General features: G+C 60.9%; 17 protein-coding genes. 13 read left to right on the forward strand and 4 right to left on the reverse strand.

Annotated features, from left to right (window positions below; translation table 11 throughout):
* Nucleotides 1-4: 4 nt before the first annotated feature.
* Both hemF and aroE read left to right on the forward strand, forming a co-directional pair.
* Nucleotides 5-919 (forward strand): oxygen-dependent coproporphyrinogen oxidase, encoded by a 915-nt coding sequence (gene hemF / locus AB4O16_RS16470; RefSeq protein WP_160388563.1) that lies wholly within the window; start codon nt 5-7, stop codon nt 917-919.
* Between the two features lie 13 nt (nt 920-932).
* Nucleotides 933-1,754: a shikimate dehydrogenase gene (gene aroE / locus AB4O16_RS16475; protein WP_160388562.1), complete on the forward strand. Its 822-nt coding sequence runs from the start codon at nt 933-935 to the stop codon at nt 1,752-1,754.
* Between the two features lie 113 nt (nt 1,755-1,867).
* On the opposite strand, the gene AB4O16_RS16480 is transcribed toward aroE, so the two are convergent.
* From AB4O16_RS16480 to betC, 3 genes are all read right to left on the reverse strand, one after another.
* The gene (locus AB4O16_RS16480; RefSeq protein ID WP_160388561.1) at nt 1,868-3,436 is read right to left on the reverse strand and encodes a SulP family inorganic anion transporter; all 1,569 of its coding nucleotides are present in this window, start codon (nt 3,434-3,436) and stop codon (nt 1,868-1,870) included.
* 157 nt (nt 3,437-3,593) lie between these two features.
* Nucleotides 3,594-4,514 carry a choline ABC transporter substrate-binding protein gene (gene choX, locus AB4O16_RS16485; RefSeq protein ID WP_160388560.1) on the reverse strand — a complete coding sequence of 307 codons (921 nt, stop codon included), beginning with the start codon at nt 4,512-4,514 and terminating at the stop codon, nt 3,594-3,596.
* Between the two features lie 16 nt (nt 4,515-4,530).
* Nucleotides 4,531-6,045 carry a choline-sulfatase gene (betC, locus tag AB4O16_RS16490; RefSeq protein WP_160388559.1) on the reverse strand — a complete coding sequence of 505 codons (1,515 nt, stop codon included), beginning with the start codon at nt 6,043-6,045 and terminating at the stop codon, nt 4,531-4,533.
* A gap of 114 nt (nt 6,046-6,159) precedes the next feature.
* Here betC and AB4O16_RS16495 point away from each other — a divergent pair, with 114 nt between their 5' ends.
* Together AB4O16_RS16495 and AB4O16_RS16500 are read left to right on the forward strand one after the other, a co-directional pair.
* Nucleotides 6,160-7,110, forward strand: coding sequence for a choline sulfate utilization transcriptional regulator (locus tag AB4O16_RS16495; RefSeq protein WP_460155325.1), 951 nt, complete (start codon nt 6,160-6,162; stop codon nt 7,108-7,110).
* A 59-nt stretch (nt 7,111-7,169) separates the two neighbouring features.
* Entirely contained in the window at nt 7,170-7,496 is a 327-nt protein-coding gene (locus AB4O16_RS16500; protein ID WP_160388557.1) for a DOPA 4,5-dioxygenase family protein, read from the forward strand.
* Here AB4O16_RS16500 and AB4O16_RS16505 read toward each other — a convergent pair whose 3' ends face one another.
* Nucleotides 7,497-7,898, reverse strand: coding sequence for a GFA family protein (locus AB4O16_RS16505; protein WP_460155326.1), 402 nt, complete (start codon nt 7,896-7,898; stop codon nt 7,497-7,499).
* A 341-nt stretch (nt 7,899-8,239) separates the two neighbouring features.
* On the opposite strand from AB4O16_RS16505, the gene AB4O16_RS16510 reads away from it, so the two are divergent.
* From AB4O16_RS16510 to AB4O16_RS16550, 9 genes are all read left to right on the forward strand, one after another.
* Entirely contained in the window at nt 8,240-9,547 is a 1,308-nt protein-coding gene (locus AB4O16_RS16510; protein WP_160388555.1) for a CitMHS family transporter, read from the forward strand.
* Nucleotides 9,548-9,632: 85 nt separating this feature from the next.
* Entirely contained in the window at nt 9,633-10,400 is a 768-nt protein-coding gene (locus AB4O16_RS16515; RefSeq protein WP_460155327.1) for a TerC family protein, read from the forward strand.
* Nucleotides 10,401-10,609: 209 nt separating this feature from the next.
* Nucleotides 10,610-12,268, forward strand: a complete 1,659-nt coding sequence (locus AB4O16_RS16520) for a Na/Pi cotransporter family protein (RefSeq protein WP_460155328.1) — start codon at nt 10,610-10,612, stop codon at nt 12,266-12,268.
* Nucleotides 12,269-12,324: 56 nt separating this feature from the next.
* Nucleotides 12,325-13,701, forward strand: coding sequence for a M16 family metallopeptidase (locus AB4O16_RS16525; RefSeq protein WP_160388552.1), 1,377 nt, complete (start codon nt 12,325-12,327; stop codon nt 13,699-13,701).
* A gap of 229 nt (nt 13,702-13,930) precedes the next feature.
* Complete coding sequence (locus AB4O16_RS16530; protein ID WP_160388551.1) at nt 13,931-14,959, forward strand: DUF5924 family protein; 1,029 nt, start codon at nt 13,931-13,933, stop codon at nt 14,957-14,959.
* 54 nt (nt 14,960-15,013) lie between these two features.
* A complete protein-coding gene (locus AB4O16_RS16535; protein WP_460155329.1) occupies nt 15,014-16,162 on the forward strand; it encodes an ABC transporter permease in 1,149 nt (382 codons plus the stop codon).
* Nucleotides 16,159-16,962: an ABC transporter ATP-binding protein gene (locus tag AB4O16_RS16540; protein WP_150718247.1), complete on the forward strand. Its 804-nt coding sequence runs from the start codon at nt 16,159-16,161 to the stop codon at nt 16,960-16,962. The genes AB4O16_RS16535 and AB4O16_RS16540 overlap by 4 nt, the downstream gene beginning before the upstream one ends.
* 1 nt (nt 16,963) lies before the next feature.
* Nucleotides 16,964-17,902, forward strand: coding sequence for an MlaD family protein (locus AB4O16_RS16545; RefSeq protein ID WP_160388548.1), 939 nt, complete (start codon nt 16,964-16,966; stop codon nt 17,900-17,902).
* Nucleotides 17,899-18,522, forward strand: a complete 624-nt coding sequence (locus AB4O16_RS16550) for an ABC-type transport auxiliary lipoprotein family protein (protein ID WP_460155330.1) — start codon at nt 17,899-17,901, stop codon at nt 18,520-18,522. Before AB4O16_RS16545 ends, AB4O16_RS16550 begins: the two co-directional genes overlap by 4 nt.
* Nucleotides 18,523-18,542: the final 20 nt, after the last annotated feature.

Below are 18,542 nucleotides of genomic sequence, written 5' to 3' on the forward strand. Positions count from 1 at the left end.
AGACATGACGACCCGCACCGAGGCCGTAAAAGCCTACCTGCTCGACCTGCAAGACCGTATCTGCGCCGCCCTGGAAGCCGAAGACGGTGGCACGCAATTCGTCGAAGACGCCTGGACCAGGCCGGCCGGCGGTGGCGGTCGCACACGCGTGATCGAAAACGGCGCATTGATTGAAAAGGGCGGCGTGAACTTTTCCCACGTATTCGGCAGCGGTCTGCCACCCTCCGCCAGCGCTCATCGTCCGGAACTGGCCGGCCGTGGTTTCGAAGCCCTCGGCGTGTCGCTGGTGATTCACCCGCACAACCCGCACGTGCCGACTTCCCACGCCAACGTGCGCTTTTTCATTGCCGAAAAAGAAGGTGAAGAGCCGGTCTGGTGGTTTGGCGGCGGCTTCGACCTGACCCCGTATTACGGCAACGAAGAAGACTGCATCCACTGGCACCGCGTCGCCGAGCAGGCCTGTGCGCCGTTCGGCGCGGACGTCTACCCGCGTTACAAGGCCTGGTGCGACAGCTACTTCCACATCAAGCATCGTCACGAGCCGCGGGGAATCGGCGGGTTGTTTTTCGACGACCTGAACGAGTGGGACTTCGACACCAGCTTCGCCTTCATGCGCGCCATTGGTGATGCGTACATCGACGCCTACCTGCCCATCGTGCAGCGCCGCAAGAATGATGCGTTTACTGAAAAACAGCGCGAGTTCCAGGAATTCCGCCGTGGCCGCTACGTTGAATTCAACCTGGTCTACGACCGCGGCACGCTGTTCGGCCTGCAATCGGGTGGGCGTACCGAGTCGATCCTGATGTCGCTGCCGCCGCAAGTGCGCTGGGGTTATGACTGGAAAGCTACGCCTGGCAGCGAAGAAGCGCGCCTGACCGAGTATTTCCTGCAAGACCGCGATTGGTTGGCCGAAGCCTGAACGAGGAAACCTGATGGACCGTTATGTCGTATTCGGTAACCCGATTGGCCACAGCAAGTCGCCGTTGATCCATCGCCTGTTCGCCGAGCAGACCGCGCAAAAGCTGGACTACAACACCCTGCTGGCACCCCTCGACGATTTCTCCACTTGTGCCCGGACGTTTTTCCTCGAAGGACGCGGCGCCAACGTGACGGTGCCGTTCAAGGAAGAGGCCTATCGATTGGCCAATAGCCTGACGGCACGGGCGCAGCGCGCCGGTGCGGTCAATACCCTGAGCAAACTGGCCGATGGCAGTCTGCTGGGCGACAACACCGACGGTGCCGGGTTGGTGCGCGACCTGAAGGTCAACGCCGGGTTCAGCCTCAAGGGCAAACGCATCCTGCTGCTCGGTGCCGGCGGCGCGGTGCGCGGTGCCCTGGAGCCGTTGCTGGCCGAGCAGCCGGCCTCGGTGATCATCGCCAACCGTACGGTGGACAAGGCCGAATTGCTGGCGGAACTGTTCTGCGATCTGGGGCCGGTCTCGGCCAGTGGTTATGACTGGTTGCAGGAGTCGGTGGACCTGATCATCAACGCGACCTCCGCGAGCCTGACAGGCGATGTGCCGCCCATATCGCCCGGCCTGATCGAGCCGGGCAAAACGGTGTGCTACGACATGATGTATGGCAAGGAGCCGACCTCATTCTGCCGCTGGGCCAGTGAGCACGGGGCTGCGGTGGCGATGGATGGCTTGGGGATGCTGGCCGAGCAGGCGGCGGAAGCCTTCTTCCTTTGGCGCGGAGTGCGCCCGGATACGACGCCGGTGCTGGCCGAACTTCGCCGACAATTAGCCCTGTAACCCCTGTGGGAGCGAGCTTGCTCGCGATGACGGCAGTACATCCAGCATTGATATGCCAGACATACCGCTATCGCGAGCAAGCTCGCTCCCACAGGGTTCAGAGTGAAGTCGGATTAATCCTCAAACCGGATCGGGCATTTCTCTGCCCCTTCCAGCTTCCTCAATTCTTCCACCACCTGCGGCCGGGCCCGGCGCAGGGTCAGGCTGCGATCCTGGCGCAGCAGGCGCCGCGCTTCCTGATGGAGCATTTCCACCCCTGAATAGTCGATGAAGTTGATCTGCTGCGCCTCGATCACCACCCGCGCGCCGTGCATGCGTTGCAGGCGCACTTGCAGGTAATGGCTGGCGCCGAAAAAGATCGACCCGCCGACCCGCAGAATATCTTCCTCGCCATCGCGTACGTGCTGCACCCGTGGTTGCGATGTGCGTTTGAGGTAGAAAAAAAGCGACGCCAGCACGCCGGCGTAGATCGCCGTCTGCAACTCCAGCAACAGCGTGGCGACGCAGGTCAGCGCCATGACCAAAAATTCGGCGCGGCTGACCCGCAACAGCGCGCGAATGCCGCGATGGTCCACCAGTCCCCAGGCGATCAACAGAATGCTGCCAGCCATGGCGGGAATCGGTATGTGTGCGATCAGGCTCGCGCCGAAGATCGCAAACAGAGCTACCCACAATGCCGAAAAAATCCCCGCCAGGGGCGAACAGGCCCCTGCTTCATAGCTCAGACCTGAGCGAGTGAAGGAGCCGGCTGAGAGCGACCCGGAAAAAAACGCACCGACGATGTTCGACAAGCCCTGGGCGCGAACTTCCTGGTTGGCGTCGAGTAATTGCTGCGAACGTGCCGAGATCGAGCGGGCAATCGACAGACTGGTGACCAGCCCGAGCATACCGACCGCCACCGCACTGGGCAGCAGGCGCAGGATCAGATCGAGGTCCAGCGGCAACGGACTGAAAGGCGGCAGCTTGCCGGTAAAGGCGCTGACCAGTTGCACATGGCCGAACATTGATGGCCAAAGCCAGACCAGCAATGCACCCAGCACCAGAGTGATCAACAGCGTCGGCCAGCGTGGCAACCACAGCTTGAGGATCACGCCCACGACTACCGTCGCCAGCCCCAGTGCCAGCGAAGGTTTGTCCATTTCGCCGAGATGGCGCAACAAGGTGATGAAACTGTCCAGCGCAGTGGCCTGGCTGGGCAAGTCCAGCCCCAGCAGGTTAGGCAGCTGACCGATGGCAATCACCACGGCAGCACCCAGAGTGAAGCCGAGTACCACTGAGTGGGAGACGAAATTCACCAGGGCGCCGAAGCGCAGCAATCCCAGCAGCCACTGGAAAATCCCGGCCAGGAAGGTGAGCAACAGGATCACGGTGACGTAGTCCTGCGTCGCCGGAACGGCCAGGGGACTGACGCTGGCGTACAGGACAATCGAGATGGCCGCCGTAGGACCGCAGATCAAATGCCACGACGAACCCCAGAGGCAGGCGATCAGCACCGGGATGATTGCGGCGTAGAGGCCGTATTCCGGTGGGAGGCCGGCAATCAGCGCGTAGGCAATGGATTGCGGCAACGCGAGAATCGCGCCGCTGAGGCCGACGATCAGGTCGCGCCCGACGCTGGCGCGGGTTTGCTTGGGCAACCAACTGAGGAATGGAAAGAGTGAATGGCGGCTTGGCAGGGCCATGGGGCCTCTCGGTTGGGGTTTTGTGAAAGAGTATCAGGACGAGATAACGATGTGCCCAATGTGGGAGCGAGCTTGCTCGCGATGACGGAATCACATTCAACATCTCTGCTGACTGTCCCGCCGCTATCGCGAGCAAGCTCGCTCCCACAGGGATGGGTTAAAGCCTGGCTTTGACCGCAGGCAACGCATCCTTGCCATCCACGGTCTTCACCCCATCGAGCCATTTATCCAGCACCGCAGGGTTGGCTTTGATCCATGCCTTGGCCGCGTCCGCATTGCTGACTTTCCTGTTCACCACTTCGGCCATGATGCTGTTCTCCATGTCCTGGGTGAAGCTCAGGTTGGTCAGCAGTTTGCCGACGTTCGGGCAGGCCTGTGCATAACCTTTGCGGGTCAGGGTGTGGACGCTGCCGGTGTCACCGAAGTATTTCTCGCCGCCCTTGAGGTAGTGCATCTTCAGTTGCACGTTCATCGGATGCGGCGTCCAGCCGAGGAAGGTCACGAATTTCTGTTTTTTCACCGCGCGGGATACTTCGGCCAGCATTGCCTGCTCGCTGGACTCGACCAGTTTCCACTGGCCCATGTCGAAATCGTTTTTCTTGATGATTTCCTGCAGCGAAATGTTCGCCGGCGCGCCGGACCCGATACCGTAGATCTTGTGGTCGAACTTGTCGGCGTATTTGTTCAGGTCGGCAAAGTCATGCACACCCGCGTCCCAGACGTAATCCGGGACGGCGAGGGTGAACTCGGTGCCGTCGAGGTTTTTCGCCAGTTGCGTCACATCGCCGTTGGCCACGAACTTGTCGTAGAAACCCTGCTGCGCCGGCATCCAGTTCCCCAGGAACACATCGACCTGGCCATCCTTGAGCCCGCCAAAGGTGATCGGCACCGCGAGGGTGTCGACCTTGGCCTTGTAGCCCATGCCGTCCAGCAGAAACCCGGTGATGGCGTTGGTCGCGGCGATGTCGCTCCAGCCCGGGTCGGCCATCTTCACCGTCTCGCAGCTCTGATCGGCAAATGCCGATGCACTGCCCAGGGCCAGGAGCCCGACCGTCAGTACTGTGGATAACCTTTGCATGGACTTCCCCTTAACATTATTGGTTTTGGCAGGGTTGTGGATAACGTGCTTTACGTTCCAGATCGTCGAGGTCGATATGGTTGCGCATGTATTGCTGGCTGGCATCTACCAGCGGCTGGTGATCCCAGCTCTTCAGCTTGCCGAGGGTCAGCGCCTCGGCCACGAAACGTCGGCGCCGCTGGCTGGCGAGTACTTGGTTATGAATCGTCGGAATGCTCCATTTAGCCCGTGCTTCGGCGAGAAAATCGTCGAACAGCTGGCGATGTTGCGGCGAATGGCTGAGTTCTTGCTGTTCGTGCGGGTCATTGTGCACGTCGAATAGCAGGCAAGGGTCGTCTTCGCTATAGATGAATTTATAGGCACCGCGACGGATCATCATCAGCGGGCTGATGGTGCCTTCGGCCATGTATTCGCCAAACACTTCGTCGTGGCCGCCCTGCCCTCGCAGGTGCGGGACCAGCGAACGGCCATCCAGCGGCAAGCCCGGTTCAAGCGAGCCGCCGGCCAGTTCGACGAAGGTCGGTAGCAGATCGGCGGTCGAAACGCTGGCGCTGACCCGAGCGGCGCCGAATTGCCCCGGTGCACTTATCAACAGGGGCACCCGTGCGGCCATTTCGTACCAGTGCATTTTGTACCAGAGGCCGCGTTCGCCGAGCATGTCGCCGTGGTCGCCGGAAAACACAATGATGGTGTCATCGATCAGCCCGGTTTCCTCGAGTGTTTGCAGGAGTTTGCCGACGTTGCTGTCGATATAGCTGCACGCGCCGAAATAAGCGCGGCGGGCGTCGCGAATTTTATCCACAGGTAGTGGCTTGTCCCACAGGTCGTAGACCTTGAGCAAACGCTGGGAGTGCGGGTCGAGTTCATGCTGATCCGGCGTTGCAGGCAGCGGGATGTCGGCATCGTCGTACAGGTCCCAGAAAGCCTTGGGAATCGTGTATGGGTCGTGTGGGTGAGTCATCGAAACGGTCAGGCAGAACGGCTGGTCGCCATCTTCGCGGATATGGTCGAACAGGTATTGCTGGGCCTTGAACACCACCTCCTCGTCGAAATCCAGCTGATTGGTGCGCACACACGGGCCGGCTTGCAGCACCGAGGACATGTTGTGATACCAGGTCGGGCGTACATCCGGTTCATCCCAGTTCACCGCCCAGCCGTAGTCGGCGGGGTAAATATCGCTGGTCAGGCGTTCTTCGTAGCCATGCAACTGGTCCGGCCCGCAGAAGTGCATCTTTCCCGACAGGGCGGTGCGGTAGCCGAGGCGGCGCAGGTAGTGGGCGTAGGTCGGTACGTCGGCGGGGAAATCGGCGGCATTGTCGTAAGCGCCGATCTTGCTCGGCAATTGGCCGCTGACCAGGGTGAAACGCGACGGCGCGCACAGGGGGCTGTTGCAATAGGCGGAGTCAAACACCACGCCTTGGGCGGCGAGGCGGCTTAGATTGGGCAGCTTGATGGGCGATGGACCGTAGAACGGCAACATTGGCGCGGCCATTTGATCGGCCATGATGAAAAGAATGTTCTTGCGCTTCATGTGATCGCGGCATTCCATAGTGGATGTTTATGCGAGAGTGCTGGCTTTGAGAATGAAACCCTCGCACTTTGCGGTAAAGCCCACGCGCGGCAATGACTAGGATAAGCACAGCTTATGTATGACGCCCTTGGTGACCTGTCACTGGATCTGCTTCGTGCCTTCGAAGCCGCGGCCCGTCAGCGCAGCTTCACGGCGGCGGCGGTTGAACTGGGCACCACGCAACCGGCCATCAGCCAGCAGATCAAGCGCCTCGAAGAACAACTCGCGACCCGATTGTTCGACCGCATTTATCGCGGTATTGAACTGACCGAGGCCGGGCAGATTCTTTTCGAGCAGGTTCAGCTCGGTTTGCAGAACATCGACGCAGGATTGAGTGCAATCAGCGCACAACATCAGCATGAGGTGCTGCAGGTCGCCACGGATTTTGCCTTCGCCGCCTATTGGCTGATGCCGCGCCTGCATCGCTTTCACGCGGCCAATCCGCAGGTGGATGTCAGCCTGGTCACCAGTGAACGCAGCCATAACATGCTACGTACCGATATCGATGTGGCGATACTGTTCGGCGATGGCCGCTTCAAACAGGGTGAAAGCCATTGGCTGTTCAGCGAGGAAGTGTTTCCGGTGTGCAGCCCGCAGTTGTTGGGTGAACGAACCCTGCCCTTGCCGGCCCAGGCATTGCTGGAGTTTCCTTTGCTGCACCTGCGTGGGGAACACAGCAGTAATTGGTTCGACTGGAGTGGTGTGTTTCGGGAGCTGGGGATTACCTCGCCTCCAGCGCCCGGTCAGCTGCGTTTCGACAATTACACGCTGCTGATACAGGCGGCGATAGGGGGTCAGGGTGTGGCCATCGGCTGGCGCCACCTTGTGGATAACTTGCTGTGCCAAGGTCTGTTGTGCCGACCGATTGCCGAGACGGCGATGTCCAGGCTGGGTTACTACGTGGTCCTGCCCCAGCGCAAACGGCGCGGAGCGCTCATTCAACAGTTTGTGGACTGGTTGATGTCCGAGCAAGCCAGCAGCGCGGAGTCGTTGTCGGGCCTGTCATTGCCTTCGATTGCGGTGTGAATGGTGAAAAAATCGCAGCCTGTGCCGCGTGATCAGCTCGACCTGAAAGAGGATTTCAAATGCAACGCATAACGGGCTACCACGCCCACGTTTATTTCGATGCCGGCACCATTGATCAGGCGCGAGCCCTGTGTGAGCAGGCGGCGCAATTGTTTCCATTGAAAATGGGCCGCGTCCACGAGCGTCCGGTCGGTCCGCACCCGGACTGGAGCTGCCAGTTGGCGTTCGAGCCGCAGCTGCTGGGCGACGTGCTGCCGTGGCTGGCGCTCAACCGCAAGGGTCTGGTGGTGTTCTTGCATCCGGACACCGGCGACGATCTGCGCGATCACACCGAGCATGCAATCTGGATGGGCGCGGTTCGGCCGCTGGACCTGTCTATTTTTTGATCAGAGGGATTCTTCAGCCTCGCCGGGCAAGTGTTCGTCCAAGTGCAGCCACGGCAGGCGGCTGTCGGTCCAGATGTGCCGCTCGGCCGGTGCTTGCTCGGGATGGTCGAGGGTAGCGATGGTCAGGTCGATGCTGTCCGGACTCAGGAGCGTTACCACTGCCAGTTGCGCCCCACAGTGGCCGCAGAAATATCGCGCGCAGGTGGCGGAAGAGTCGTACCGCGCCGGCGTCCCGGCCAGCCATTGAAAGGCGGACGTCGGCACGGTGATCCAGGTGGTCACGATGCCGCCGCTGACCCGTCGGCAAATCGAGCAATGGCAGTGGGCGATATCGTGCAGCGGCCCGCTGAATTGATAGCGCAGTTGCCCGCAGTGGCAGCCGCCGGTGTGAATGTCGGCCATGCTGGTTCCTCCTGTTGTGAATTCTCTGACGCCATCGCGAGCATGCTCGCGTCCCTGCCCCGCTCCGACGACCGGTCGTACTTCCGGTCAACGCTTTCATCGGCGAAAGCTGGCTGAAAGCTTCCCCGATTAGGATCGCCCCACTACCGGCAACAGACCGGTCGGCCAATGCCAGCGTTTTATCGCTCGCACAGCCCATTTAACAACAACAATGGTGATTCTGATGTCCTCTTCTACCCGCCGCGTCGCTGTAACTCCGTCCGTACGTCCCGTGCTTCCCGTTCTGCGCTGACCCCACCGGTCCGCCCATTCCCTAGCCGCGCCACGCCTGGAGTATTCCCATGCTGACTTTCCTTGGCTTCGCCATGGTCATCACGTTCATGTTCCTGATCATGACCAAGCGCCTGTCCGCGCTGATCGCCCTGATCCTGATTCCAATCATCTTCGCCCTGTTCGGTGGTTTCGGCCCGAAAATCGGCCCGATGATGCTCGAAGGCATCACCAAGCTCGCGCCGACCGGCGTGATGCTGATGTTTGCGATTTTGTACTTCGCCCTGATGATCGACTCCGGTCTGTTCGACCCGGCCGTGCGCAAGATCCTCAAGATGGTCAAGGGCGACCCGCTGAAAGTGTCGGTCGGCACCGCCGTGCTGGCGCTCGTCGTTTCCCTCGATGGTGACGGCGCGACCACTTACATGATCTGCGTGGCCGCGATGCTGCCGCTCTACAGCCGCATCGGCATGAGCCCGCGGATCATGGCCGGCCTGATCATCCTCGCCGGTGGCGTGATGAACATGACCCCATGGGGCGGTCCGACCGCGCGTGCTGCCAGTGCGCTGCACGTGGACCCGTCGGCGATTTTCGTGCCGATGATCCCGGCGATGGCGGCCGGTGTAGTGGCCATCCTGGCGATCGCCTACTTCTACGGCAAACGTGAACGTGCGCGCCTGGGTGAGTTGCACTTGGTGGGCGATGAGATCGATCACAGCGAAATCAGCGTTTCACAGTTCCCGGATGCCCGTCGTCCGAAGTTGATCTGGTTCAACGGCGCCCTGACCCTGGGCCTGATGTGCACCCTGATCGCCGGCCTGTTGCCGCTGCCCGTGCTGTTCATGGTGGCGTTCAGTATCGCGATGATCGTCAACTATCCGTGCCTGCAACAACAGAAGGATCGCGTCGCGGCCCACGCCGGCAGCGTGCTGGCAGTGGTCGGGCTGATCTTTGCTGCCGGTATCTTCACCGGTATCCTGACCGGCACCGGGATGGTCGATGCGATGTCGAAAAGCCTGCTGGCGGTGATTCCGGATTTCCTCGGCCCGTACCTGGCGGTGATCACGGCGCTGGTGAGCATGCCGTTCACCTTCTTCATGTCGAATGATGCATTTTATTACGGCGTGTTACCGGTACTTGCCGAAGCCGCTAGCCATTACGGTATAACCGCAGTGGAAATGGCACGTGCCTCGATCGTCGGTCAGCCCGTCCACCTGTTGAGCCCGCTGGTTCCATCGACCTACCTGTTGGTGGCCCTGGCCGGCATCGATTTCGGTGATCACCAGCGCTTCACCCTGAAGTGGGCAGTGCTGGTTTGTATCTGCATACTGGTTGCTGCACTGCTGTTGGGGACTTTCCCGCTGTTCAGCACTCTATAAGCCCAAGACTCACCACTTCGGGTCCAGGCTTCGCGGTTTGAAGCCCGGGCCCTTTTTGGTTTAACAATCGCTCAAAGGAATACACATGGAATGGCTGACCAACCCTGAAATCTGGGTTGCCTTCTTCACCCTGACCGCCCTGGAAATCGTCCTGGGCATCGATAACATCATCATGATTTCGATCCTGGTCAGCCGCATGCCCAAACACATGCAGGCGCGCACCCGGATTTTCGGTCTGGCGCTGGCCATGATCACGCGAATCCTGTTGCTGCTGTCGATCACCTGGGTCATGCGCCTCACCGCCGATCTGTTCGAAGTGTTCGGCCAGGGCATCTCCGGGCGCGACCTGATCCTGTTCTTCGGTGGTCTGTTCCTGCTGTGGAAAAGCTCGCAAGAGATGTACCACGCGCTGGAAGGTGAAGATGAAATCAACGAAGAACCTTCGGGCAAGGGCGGCAACTTCCTCTACACCATCATCCAGATCGCGATCATCGACATCGTGTTCTCCCTGGACTCGGTGATCACCGCAGTCGGCATGGTTTCCCACGTACCGGTCATGGTCGCGGCAATCATCGTGGCCGTGCTGGTGATGATGTGGGCGTCGGGCACCATCAGTGAGTTCATCGACAAGCACCCGTCGCTGAAGATGCTGGCGCTGTCGTTCCTGTTGATCGTCGGTACCGTGCTGATTGCCGAATCCCTGGACGTGCACGTGCCAAAAGGCTACGTCTACTTCGCCATGGCGTTCTCGCTGGCAGTGGAAGCGATCAACATCAAGATGCGCACGGCCATCGCGAAAAAGAGGAAACAGCAGGATCCGGTGAAGCTGCGCAAGGACATTCCGGGCCAGTAAGCCGAATGTTGTGCTGAGAAAGGGGCCTTCTGGCCCCTTTTTCCTTGTTTTCATAAAACCGTCTTCATGACAGTTTTGTTTCAATCCACTCTTTGGCTATGCGATGCTGGCGCGCAGACCGTTAGCCAACTACAGCTTAAGTACAGAACGTAGAACGTCGCGGCACCGTCAATTTGCTCCTTTGGGGCGCTACACCACAGGGGGTCTGTATGCTCACCCTGCTCAATCTGCTTTCCGCCGTGGCCCTGCTGATCTGGGGCACGCACATCGTCCGAACCGGCATCCTGCGGGTCTACGGCACCAACCTGCGCCATGTCATTGGCCATAACATGTCCAAACGCTGGCTGGCTTTCGCCTCCGGGATCGCCGTGACGGCGATGGTCCAGAGCAGCAACGCCACCGCCATGCTCGTCACCTCCTTTGTCGGTCAGGGTTTGATGGCGCTCACCCCGGCTCTGGCCACCATGCTTGGCGCAGACGTCGGTACGGCGTTGATGGCGCGGGTGCTGACGTTCGATCTGTCGTGGCTGTCGCCGTTGCTGATCTTTCTCGGGGTGATTTTCTTTCTGTCGCGCAAACAGACCCGCCTCGGGCAACTGGGCCGCGTTGCCATTGGCCTGGGCTTGATCATTCTGGCGCTGCAACTGATTGTTGAAGCGGCGCATCCGATCACCCATGCCAAAGGGGTGAAAGTGATTTTCGCCTCGCTCACCGGCGATATCCTGCTCGATGCCCTGGTCGGGGCGCTGTTCGCGATGATTTCCTATTCCAGCCTGGCCGCCGTGCTGCTGACCGCGACCCTGGCAGGGGCCAATGTGATCAGCCTGCCGGTGGCGATCGGGCTGGTGATCGGCGCCAATATCGGCAGTGGCGTACTCGCTTTCCTCAGCACCAGCATGCAGAACGCCGCCGGACGGCAGGTGGCGCTGGGCAGCCTGCTGTACAAACTGATTGGTCTTTTATTGATCATCCCGGTGCTCGATCCGCTGGTGCACTGGCTCGACGGCCTCGATTTCAGCCCTCAGGAAATGGTCATCGGCTTTCACTTGCTCTACAACACCGTGCGCTGCCTGATCCTGCTGCCGAGCCTCGGACCGATGGCCAGGTTCTGTGCCTGGGTGCTGCCGGAGCGCCCGCAGGCCAACGGCACGGCCAAGCCCCGGCATCTTGACCCCACGGCATTGGTCACGCCCGGCCTGGCGCTGGCCAACGCGGCGCGGGAAACCCTGCGCATGGGTGACCTGATCGACAGCATGCTCGAAGCCATGCTGGACGTGTTGCGCGGCAAGCAAACCGCCGTCACCCAGGAAATGCGCCGCCTGAGCGATGACGTCGAAGCGCTCTACAGCGCGATCAAGTTGTACCTGGCGCAAATGCCCCGGGAAGACCTCAGCGATCAGGACAGCCGACGCTGGGCGGAAATCATCGAGCTGGCGATCAACCTGAAACTCGCCAGCGACTTGATCGAACGCATGCTGCGCAAGATTCAGCAGCAGAAAACCTCGCAGCGCCGGTCGTTTTCCGAAGTCGGGCTGGACGAATTGACCGGGCTGCATGCGCAGTTGATTTCCAGCCTGCGGCTCGGGATGTCGGTGTTTCTCAGTGGCGACCCGGAAAGTGCCCGCCAATTGGTGCGGGAGAAACGTCGTTTCCGCGCACAGGAACGGCGCCTGGCTCATGCTCATGTCAGCCGCTTGCAACGTAAAATCGTGCAAAGTATCGAAACCAGTTCGTTGCACCTGGAGCTGATCGCCGACATGAAGCGTCTCAATTCGCTGTTTTGCAGCAGTGCCTATGTGGTGCTGGAAACGTCGGATACCGGCGCATTGGTTGTTGATGATTTGAGCGACATCACCCATTCGCCCTGAACGTCCACAGTCGCCTGGAGTCTGTTGAACTTACGCTGGCCGTATGGAAGCCCGTTATGCGTTGTCTGTTGTTCGCCTGCCTGTTGCTGGGTTCATTCCCGTCATTCGCCCTGGATCGCTTTCAGGTCGAGGGCTATACGCTGCGCAATGGTTTGCAGTTGCTGCTCAAACCGGGCACTGACCGCGGGCATGTGGCGATCCGGCTGGTGGTCGGCGTTGGCCTGGACGATTTCAACTGCGAAGAAAAGGAACTGCCGCATCTGCTCGAGCACCTGCTGTTCAGCGGCATCGACGCCAGCGGTGAAGGTGGCCTGGAAGAGCGCATGCAGGCCCTGGGCGGTGAGTGGAATGCATTCACCAGCAACGCCGACACGACGTTCGTCATCGAAGCCCCGGCAAAAAACCAGCGCAAGGTACTCGACCTGCTGCTGGCGCTGCTGACCCAGACCCGTTTCGACGACAACGCCATCAACGCCGCCAAGCAAGTGGTCGAGCGTGAAGACGGCGGCCACTATTCACACCTGCAACGCTGGCTCGATCGTCAGGACCTCGGCCACACGGCCAGCAATCAACTGGCCGTGGAGCTTGGCCTCAAATGCCCGGAGCGTGCGCAAGTCGATAACCTGACCCGTGAGCAACTGGAGCAGGTGCGCAAGGACTGGTATGCGCCGAACAACATGACCCTGATCGTGGTCGGCGACCTCGACAAGTTGTTGCCGGCCTATCTGGATCGGGCGTATGGCACGCTGGAAGCGATTGAACCCGGTGAGCATCCGCCGCTGCCGCAAATCAAGACCAGCGCCGTCCATGAGCGCAGCCTGACCGACGGTTTGGTCGGCAACGGTGCCAAATTGCACTGGCTGGTGCCGGAGCCGGTTCTGGAAGAGGGGCACGACCAAACCTTCGATTTGCTCAAGGATTATCTGGATTGGGCGCTTTATCGCCAGCTGCGCCTGGCTCACGGTTTGTCCTACGGCCCCTGGGCGGAACGCGAGGTGTTCGGCGGCGTGGGCTTCATGAGCCTCAACGCCGACCTTGAACGCGACGACGTGCCCGAGGCCGAACAAGTGCTCGATGACCTGAAGGCCGAACTGCTCAAGGACGGCCTCAACGCCGAGACCTTCAACCGCCTGAAGCAGGCCGCGATCGCCCGCCAGACCTGGGCCGTGCAAGGCAACAGCGCGTTGGCCGACTACTACTGGAGCGCCATCGGCGACTACGAGGACGGCCGTTTCGCCAACCCGGCCCGGGAGCTGCAAGGGGTGACGCTGCAAGAGGCGAACAAGGCCGTGCGTGAACTGCTGTTGCAGCCGGGGTATTTGCGGATCGAGAAGTCGCTGTTCAGCTATGACCAGTTGATGTGGTTGGTGGTTGGTGGGGTGGGCTTGATCGTGTTGATGTTGGTGGGCTGGCGTTTGCATCGCAGGAAGTAACCATTCCATGTGACAACGGACTGAGAGACCTTGCCGGTTCCCTGTGGGAGCGAGCTTGCTCGCGATAGCGGATTGTCAGCCGACGAAAAATGTTGGATGTGCCGGCCTCATCGCGAGCAAGCTCGCTCCCACAGGTTGTGTGGTGTTACTGACCGCGAACCCTCGCCACAGGGCCGCGCCAGCGGTACCCTGTTGAGGTTTTTTCCTACAACTACTGTGAAAACGTCGAATGCAAAAGCTGACCCTTTTCGTACAGCGCATCCTCGAATTGATGAAGCGCTATCCCGGGGTCATTGCGCTCGCTGGTTTCATCTCCGGGGTGGGCAGCTTCATTCTGGTCGACCGCCAACAGGGCCTGGCGACCTGGATCACCACCATCATGCTGATCAGCTGGATCTGGCTGATGCTGGAAAATAGCCTGACCAAGCTGTTCACACGCATTTTCAAGCGCGAAATCCCGGAGCCCTTGCTGCGTTACGCCACGCAGATGATCCATCAGGAAAGCCTGTTTTTTGTCCTGCCGTTCTTCTTCATCACCACGACGTGGAACAGCGGCCAGTTGTTTTTCACCGGGCTGTTGGGCATCGCGGCGCTGATTTCGATCATCGACCCGCTCTACTACAAGTGGCTGGCCCCACGGCGCTGGGCGTTCCTGGCCCTGCACACCCTGACCCTGTTCGCCGCGCTGCTCACGGCGTTGCCGGTGATCATGCACCTGACCACCGCGCAAAGTTTCAAATGGGCACTGGGTATCTCGGTGCTGTTGTCGTTCCCGAGCCTGGCGTCGATCTTCCCGATTCGTACCCTGCGCAGTGCGCTGGCGATTCTGAGTATCACCCTGGGCATCGGCGCCGTCGGTTGGACGCTGCGCTCGTGGGTGCCGCCGGCGACGCTGTGGATGACGGACGTGGCCATCAGCACGCAAATGCAGGACCGCACGCCCGGCGCCAGCCTCGACACAGTCAGCGCCGAGCAGATCCGCAATGGCGGGCTTTACGCCTACACCGCGATCAACGCCCCGCGTGGCCTGGACGAGCGGATTTATCACGTCTGGCAGTTCAACGGTAAAGAGGTCGACCGCATCCCGCTGGATATTCACGGCGGGCGCAAGGAAGGTTACCGGGCCTGGACCCACAAACAGAACTTCCCGGGCAACCCGGCCGGCAAATGGCAGGTTCGGGTGCTGACCGAAGATGGCCAGGTCATCGGCGTGCTGCGTTTCGAAGTCACGGACAGCACAGCGATCAAAGAAAAGTAGTCAGGTTCGTGCTATTACGTAGTGCTGCGAAATCACTGAACAAGCACGGAGCTTATGATCAGCAGCACGACGGCCGGCAATGCCCAGTTGGACACGTCGCTCACCCCTGCACGGTTGCGGGTGACGGGCGACTGGACGCTTGCCCATTACGCTGACTTGAAGCTGTTGAGCGAAAAACTCTACGGCCAGTACGACGCCAACACCCCCATCGACCTCAATGGTCTCGGCGCTCTCGATACGGCTGGCGCGTCGCTGTTGGTCGAGCTGCTCGGCTCCGAGCGCCTCGGCCGTTCCGCCGAGCATCCGGATTGCACACTCTCCAACGCCGATCGTGCGTTGTTGCAGACCGTCTACCGCTCGCTGACCGATTTCTGTGTACCGATCAAGGAGCCGGAAGTCAGCGTCACCGTGCAGTTGCTGACCCGCATTGGCCGGGCGGTGGACACCGTCTGGCAGGACACCCTGCAACTGCTGGGTTTTGTCGGCCTGATCATCGAAACCATCGTTCGCGGCCTGTTCCGGCCCAAGCGCTGGCGCGTCACACCGATGATCGCGCACATCGAACAGACCGGCCTCGATGCTGCCCCCATCGTTGCCCTGCTGACTTTTCTGGTGGGCGCCGTGGTGGCGTTTCTCGGGTCGACGGTGCTGGCCACGTTCGGCGCCACGGTCTTCACCGTCGACCTGGTGGGATTCGCCTTCCTGCGCGAGTTCGGTGTGCTGCTGACCGCGATCCTGATGGCCGGGCGCACCGCCAGCGCGTTCACCGCGCAAATCGGCTCGATGAAGGCCAACGAAGAAATCGACGCCATTCGCACCCTGGGCCTCGACCCCGTGGAATTGCTGGTGGTGCCGCGGGTCCTGGCGTTGCTGATCGCCCTGCCGATGCTGACCTTTGTGGCGATGCTGTCGGGGATCATCGGCGGTGCGGTGGTCTGCGCGGTGAAGCTGGATATCTCGCCGGCGATGTTCATCTCGCTGCTGCAATCGGACATCGGTGTTCAGCACTTTCTGGTGGGGATCGTCAAAGCACCGGTCTTCGCCTTCCTGATCGCCGCGATTGGTTGCCTCGAAGGCTTCAAGGTCAGCGGCAGCGCCGAGTCTGTGGGCGCCCACACCACGTCGAGTGTGGTGCAGTCGATTTTCGTGGTGATCGTGATGGATGCGATAGCGGCGATGTTTTTCATGGAGATGGGCTGGTGAGTCGTATTCCCCGAGCGCCCAGCGAGGCGGTGATTGAAGTCCGTGGGCTGTGCAACCGCTTTGGAAGCCAGAGCGTGCACGAGAACCTTGACCTGGATTTGTACAAAGGGGAAATCCTCGCCGTGGTCGGTGGTTCCGGCAGTGGTAAATCGGTGTTGCTGCGCAGCATTGTCGGGTTGCGTCAGCCGAGCGAGGGTGTGGTGAAAGTCTTCGGCAAAAACCTGCCGACCTTGTCCGAGCACGAGCGCTCGCTGGTGGAACGGCGATTCGGCGTGCTGTTCCAGAAAGGGGCCTTGTTTTCCTCGCTGACGGTGACCGAAAACGTCGCCCTGCCGCTGATCGAGCACGCCGGTTTGAGCCGCAACGACGCGGAGCACCTGGCGGCGGTGAAAATGGCCCTGGCCGGGTTGCCCCTGTCGGCGGCGGAGAAGTACCCCTCATCGCTGTCCGGCGGGATGATCAAGCGTGCCGCGCTGGCCCGGGCATTGGCGCTGGATCCGGACATCCTGTTCCTCGACGAGCCCACCGCCGGTCTCGACCCGATTGGCGCCGCCGCGTTCGACCAATTGATCCTGACCCTGCGCGATGCCTTGGGCCTGAGTGTCTTTCTGGTGACCCACGACCTCGATACGCTCTACACCATCACCGACCGGGTGGCGGTGCTGGCGCAGAAAAAGGTGCTGGTGGCGGACGCCATCGACAAGGTGTCGGAAACCAACGATCCGTGGATTCACGAATACTTCCATGGCCCTCGCGGCCGCGCGGCATTGACGGCCGCCCAACAGCTCAACGAGGTCTGACATGGAAACCCGAGCCCATCATGTATTGATCGGCCTGTTCACCGTGATTGTGGTGACGGCCGCGCTGCTGTTCGGCCTGTGGCTGGCCAAGTCGAGTGTCGACACCGAGTTCAAGGATTACGAGGTCGTGTTCAACGAGGCGGTCAGCGGTTTGTCCAAGGGCAGTTCGGTGCAGTACAGCGGGATCAAGGTCGGCGACGTGATCTCGCTGCGCCTGGACCCGAAAGATCCGCGCCGGGTACTGGCGCGAATTCGCCTGGCCGGCGACACCCCGGTCAAGGAAGACACCCAGGCCAAACTGGCCCTGACCGGCGTCACCGGGACGTCGATCATCCAGCTCAGCGGCGGCACGCCACAGAGCCCGACGCTCAAGGGCAAGGACGGCAACCTGCCGACCATCGTCGCCTCGCCCTCGCCCATCGCCCGCCTGCTCAATGACAGCGAAGACCTGATGGCCGGGGTAAACACCCTGATGCATAACGCCAACCGGATGTTTTCCACGGAAAACATCGAGCGCATCAGCAATACCCTGGAGAACCTGGAGCAAACTACCGGGACCATTGCCGAGCAGCGCGGCGATATTCGCCAGGCCATGCAGCAACTGGCCTCCGTCGGCAAGCAGGCCAACACCATGCTGGAGCAGACCACGGCGCTGATGCGCAATGCCAACGGGCTGCTCAATGAACATGGCAAGGAGGCGCTCGGCAGTGCCGAACAGGCGATGAAGTCGCTGCAGCAAAGCAGCGCCACCCTCAACAAACTGATCAGCGCCAATCAGGATTCGCTCAACAGCGGTATGCAAGGCCTCAATGGCCTGGGCCCGGCCGTGCACGAGATGCGCGAAACCCTGTCCTCGTTGCGCGTCATTACCAAGCGTCTGGAGGCCGACCCCAGCGGTTACCTGCTGGGCAGTGAAAAGACCAAGGAATTCACGCCATGAAGCTGATTCGGATTGCCCTCCTCGCCGGCTTCACGCTGATCGGTTCGTGCTCGATACTGCCCAAGCCCGAACCCTTCGAGGTCTATAGATTGCCTTCGGCGCAGAGTTCATCGGCCAGCCATGGCGCGCCGCAGCGGTGGTCATTGCGCCTGAACAAGTTCCAGTCCAGCGAAGCGTTGAACAGTCCGAACATTGCCGTGATTCCTCAGGGCGACGTGCTCAGCCACTACAAGGGTTCGCGCTGGACCGACCCGGCGCCGGTGCTGGTGCGCAATCGCCTGCTGCAAGGTTTCCAGCATGACGGACGGGTGACATTGCTGAGCACCGATGACAGCATCTTCCAGACCGATCTTGAATTAGGCGGCAGCCTGCAGGCGTTCCAGACCGAGTATCAGGATACGAATGCCAGCGTGGTCGTGCGTCTGGATGCCCTGCTGGTGCGCAGTTACGATCAGCGCCTCCTCGCCAGCCGCCGCTTTGAAGTGCGCCAGCCACTCAGTGGCGTGCAGGTCCCGGCGGTGGTGGTCGGGTTCGGTCAGGCGAACGATCAGTTGACCACGCAGGTGGTGAACTGGGCGGTCGAGCAAGGGCAGAAGCTGGCGCCACCGCCCAGACCCTGAAGCCGTCCCCTGTGGGAGCG

The organism is Pseudomonas sp. S2_H10 (genome assembly GCF_054668285.1).

Coding starts and splice junctions, on each gene's coding strand:
- hemF (WP_160388563.1), top strand. CDS start 5: ATGACGACCCGCACCGAGGCCGTAAAAGCCTACCTGCTCGACCTGCAA.
- aroE (WP_160388562.1), top strand. CDS start 933: ATGGACCGTTATGTCGTATTCGGTAACCCGATTGGCCACAGCAAGTCG.
- AB4O16_RS16480 (WP_160388561.1), bottom strand. CDS start 3,436: ATGGCCCTGCCAAGCCGCCATTCACTCTTTCCATTCCTCAGTTGGTTG.
- choX (WP_160388560.1), bottom strand. CDS start 4,514: ATGCAAAGGTTATCCACAGTACTGACGGTCGGGCTCCTGGCCCTGGGC.
- betC (WP_160388559.1), bottom strand. CDS start 6,045: ATGAAGCGCAAGAACATTCTTTTCATCATGGCCGATCAAATGGCCGCG.
- AB4O16_RS16495 (WP_460155325.1), top strand. CDS start 6,160: ATGTATGACGCCCTTGGTGACCTGTCACTGGATCTGCTTCGTGCCTTC.
- AB4O16_RS16500 (WP_160388557.1), top strand. CDS start 7,170: ATGCAACGCATAACGGGCTACCACGCCCACGTTTATTTCGATGCCGGC.
- AB4O16_RS16505 (WP_460155326.1), bottom strand. CDS start 7,898: ATGGCCGACATTCACACCGGCGGCTGCCACTGCGGGCAACTGCGCTAT.
- AB4O16_RS16510 (WP_160388555.1), top strand. CDS start 8,240: ATGCTGACTTTCCTTGGCTTCGCCATGGTCATCACGTTCATGTTCCTG.
- AB4O16_RS16515 (WP_460155327.1), top strand. CDS start 9,633: ATGGAATGGCTGACCAACCCTGAAATCTGGGTTGCCTTCTTCACCCTG.
- AB4O16_RS16520 (WP_460155328.1), top strand. CDS start 10,610: ATGCTCACCCTGCTCAATCTGCTTTCCGCCGTGGCCCTGCTGATCTGG.
- AB4O16_RS16525 (WP_160388552.1), top strand. CDS start 12,325: ATGCGTTGTCTGTTGTTCGCCTGCCTGTTGCTGGGTTCATTCCCGTCA.
- AB4O16_RS16530 (WP_160388551.1), top strand. CDS start 13,931: ATGCAAAAGCTGACCCTTTTCGTACAGCGCATCCTCGAATTGATGAAG.
- AB4O16_RS16535 (WP_460155329.1), top strand. CDS start 15,014: ATGATCAGCAGCACGACGGCCGGCAATGCCCAGTTGGACACGTCGCTC.
- AB4O16_RS16545 (WP_160388548.1), top strand. CDS start 16,964: ATGGAAACCCGAGCCCATCATGTATTGATCGGCCTGTTCACCGTGATT.
- AB4O16_RS16550 (WP_460155330.1), top strand. CDS start 17,899: ATGAAGCTGATTCGGATTGCCCTCCTCGCCGGCTTCACGCTGATCGGT.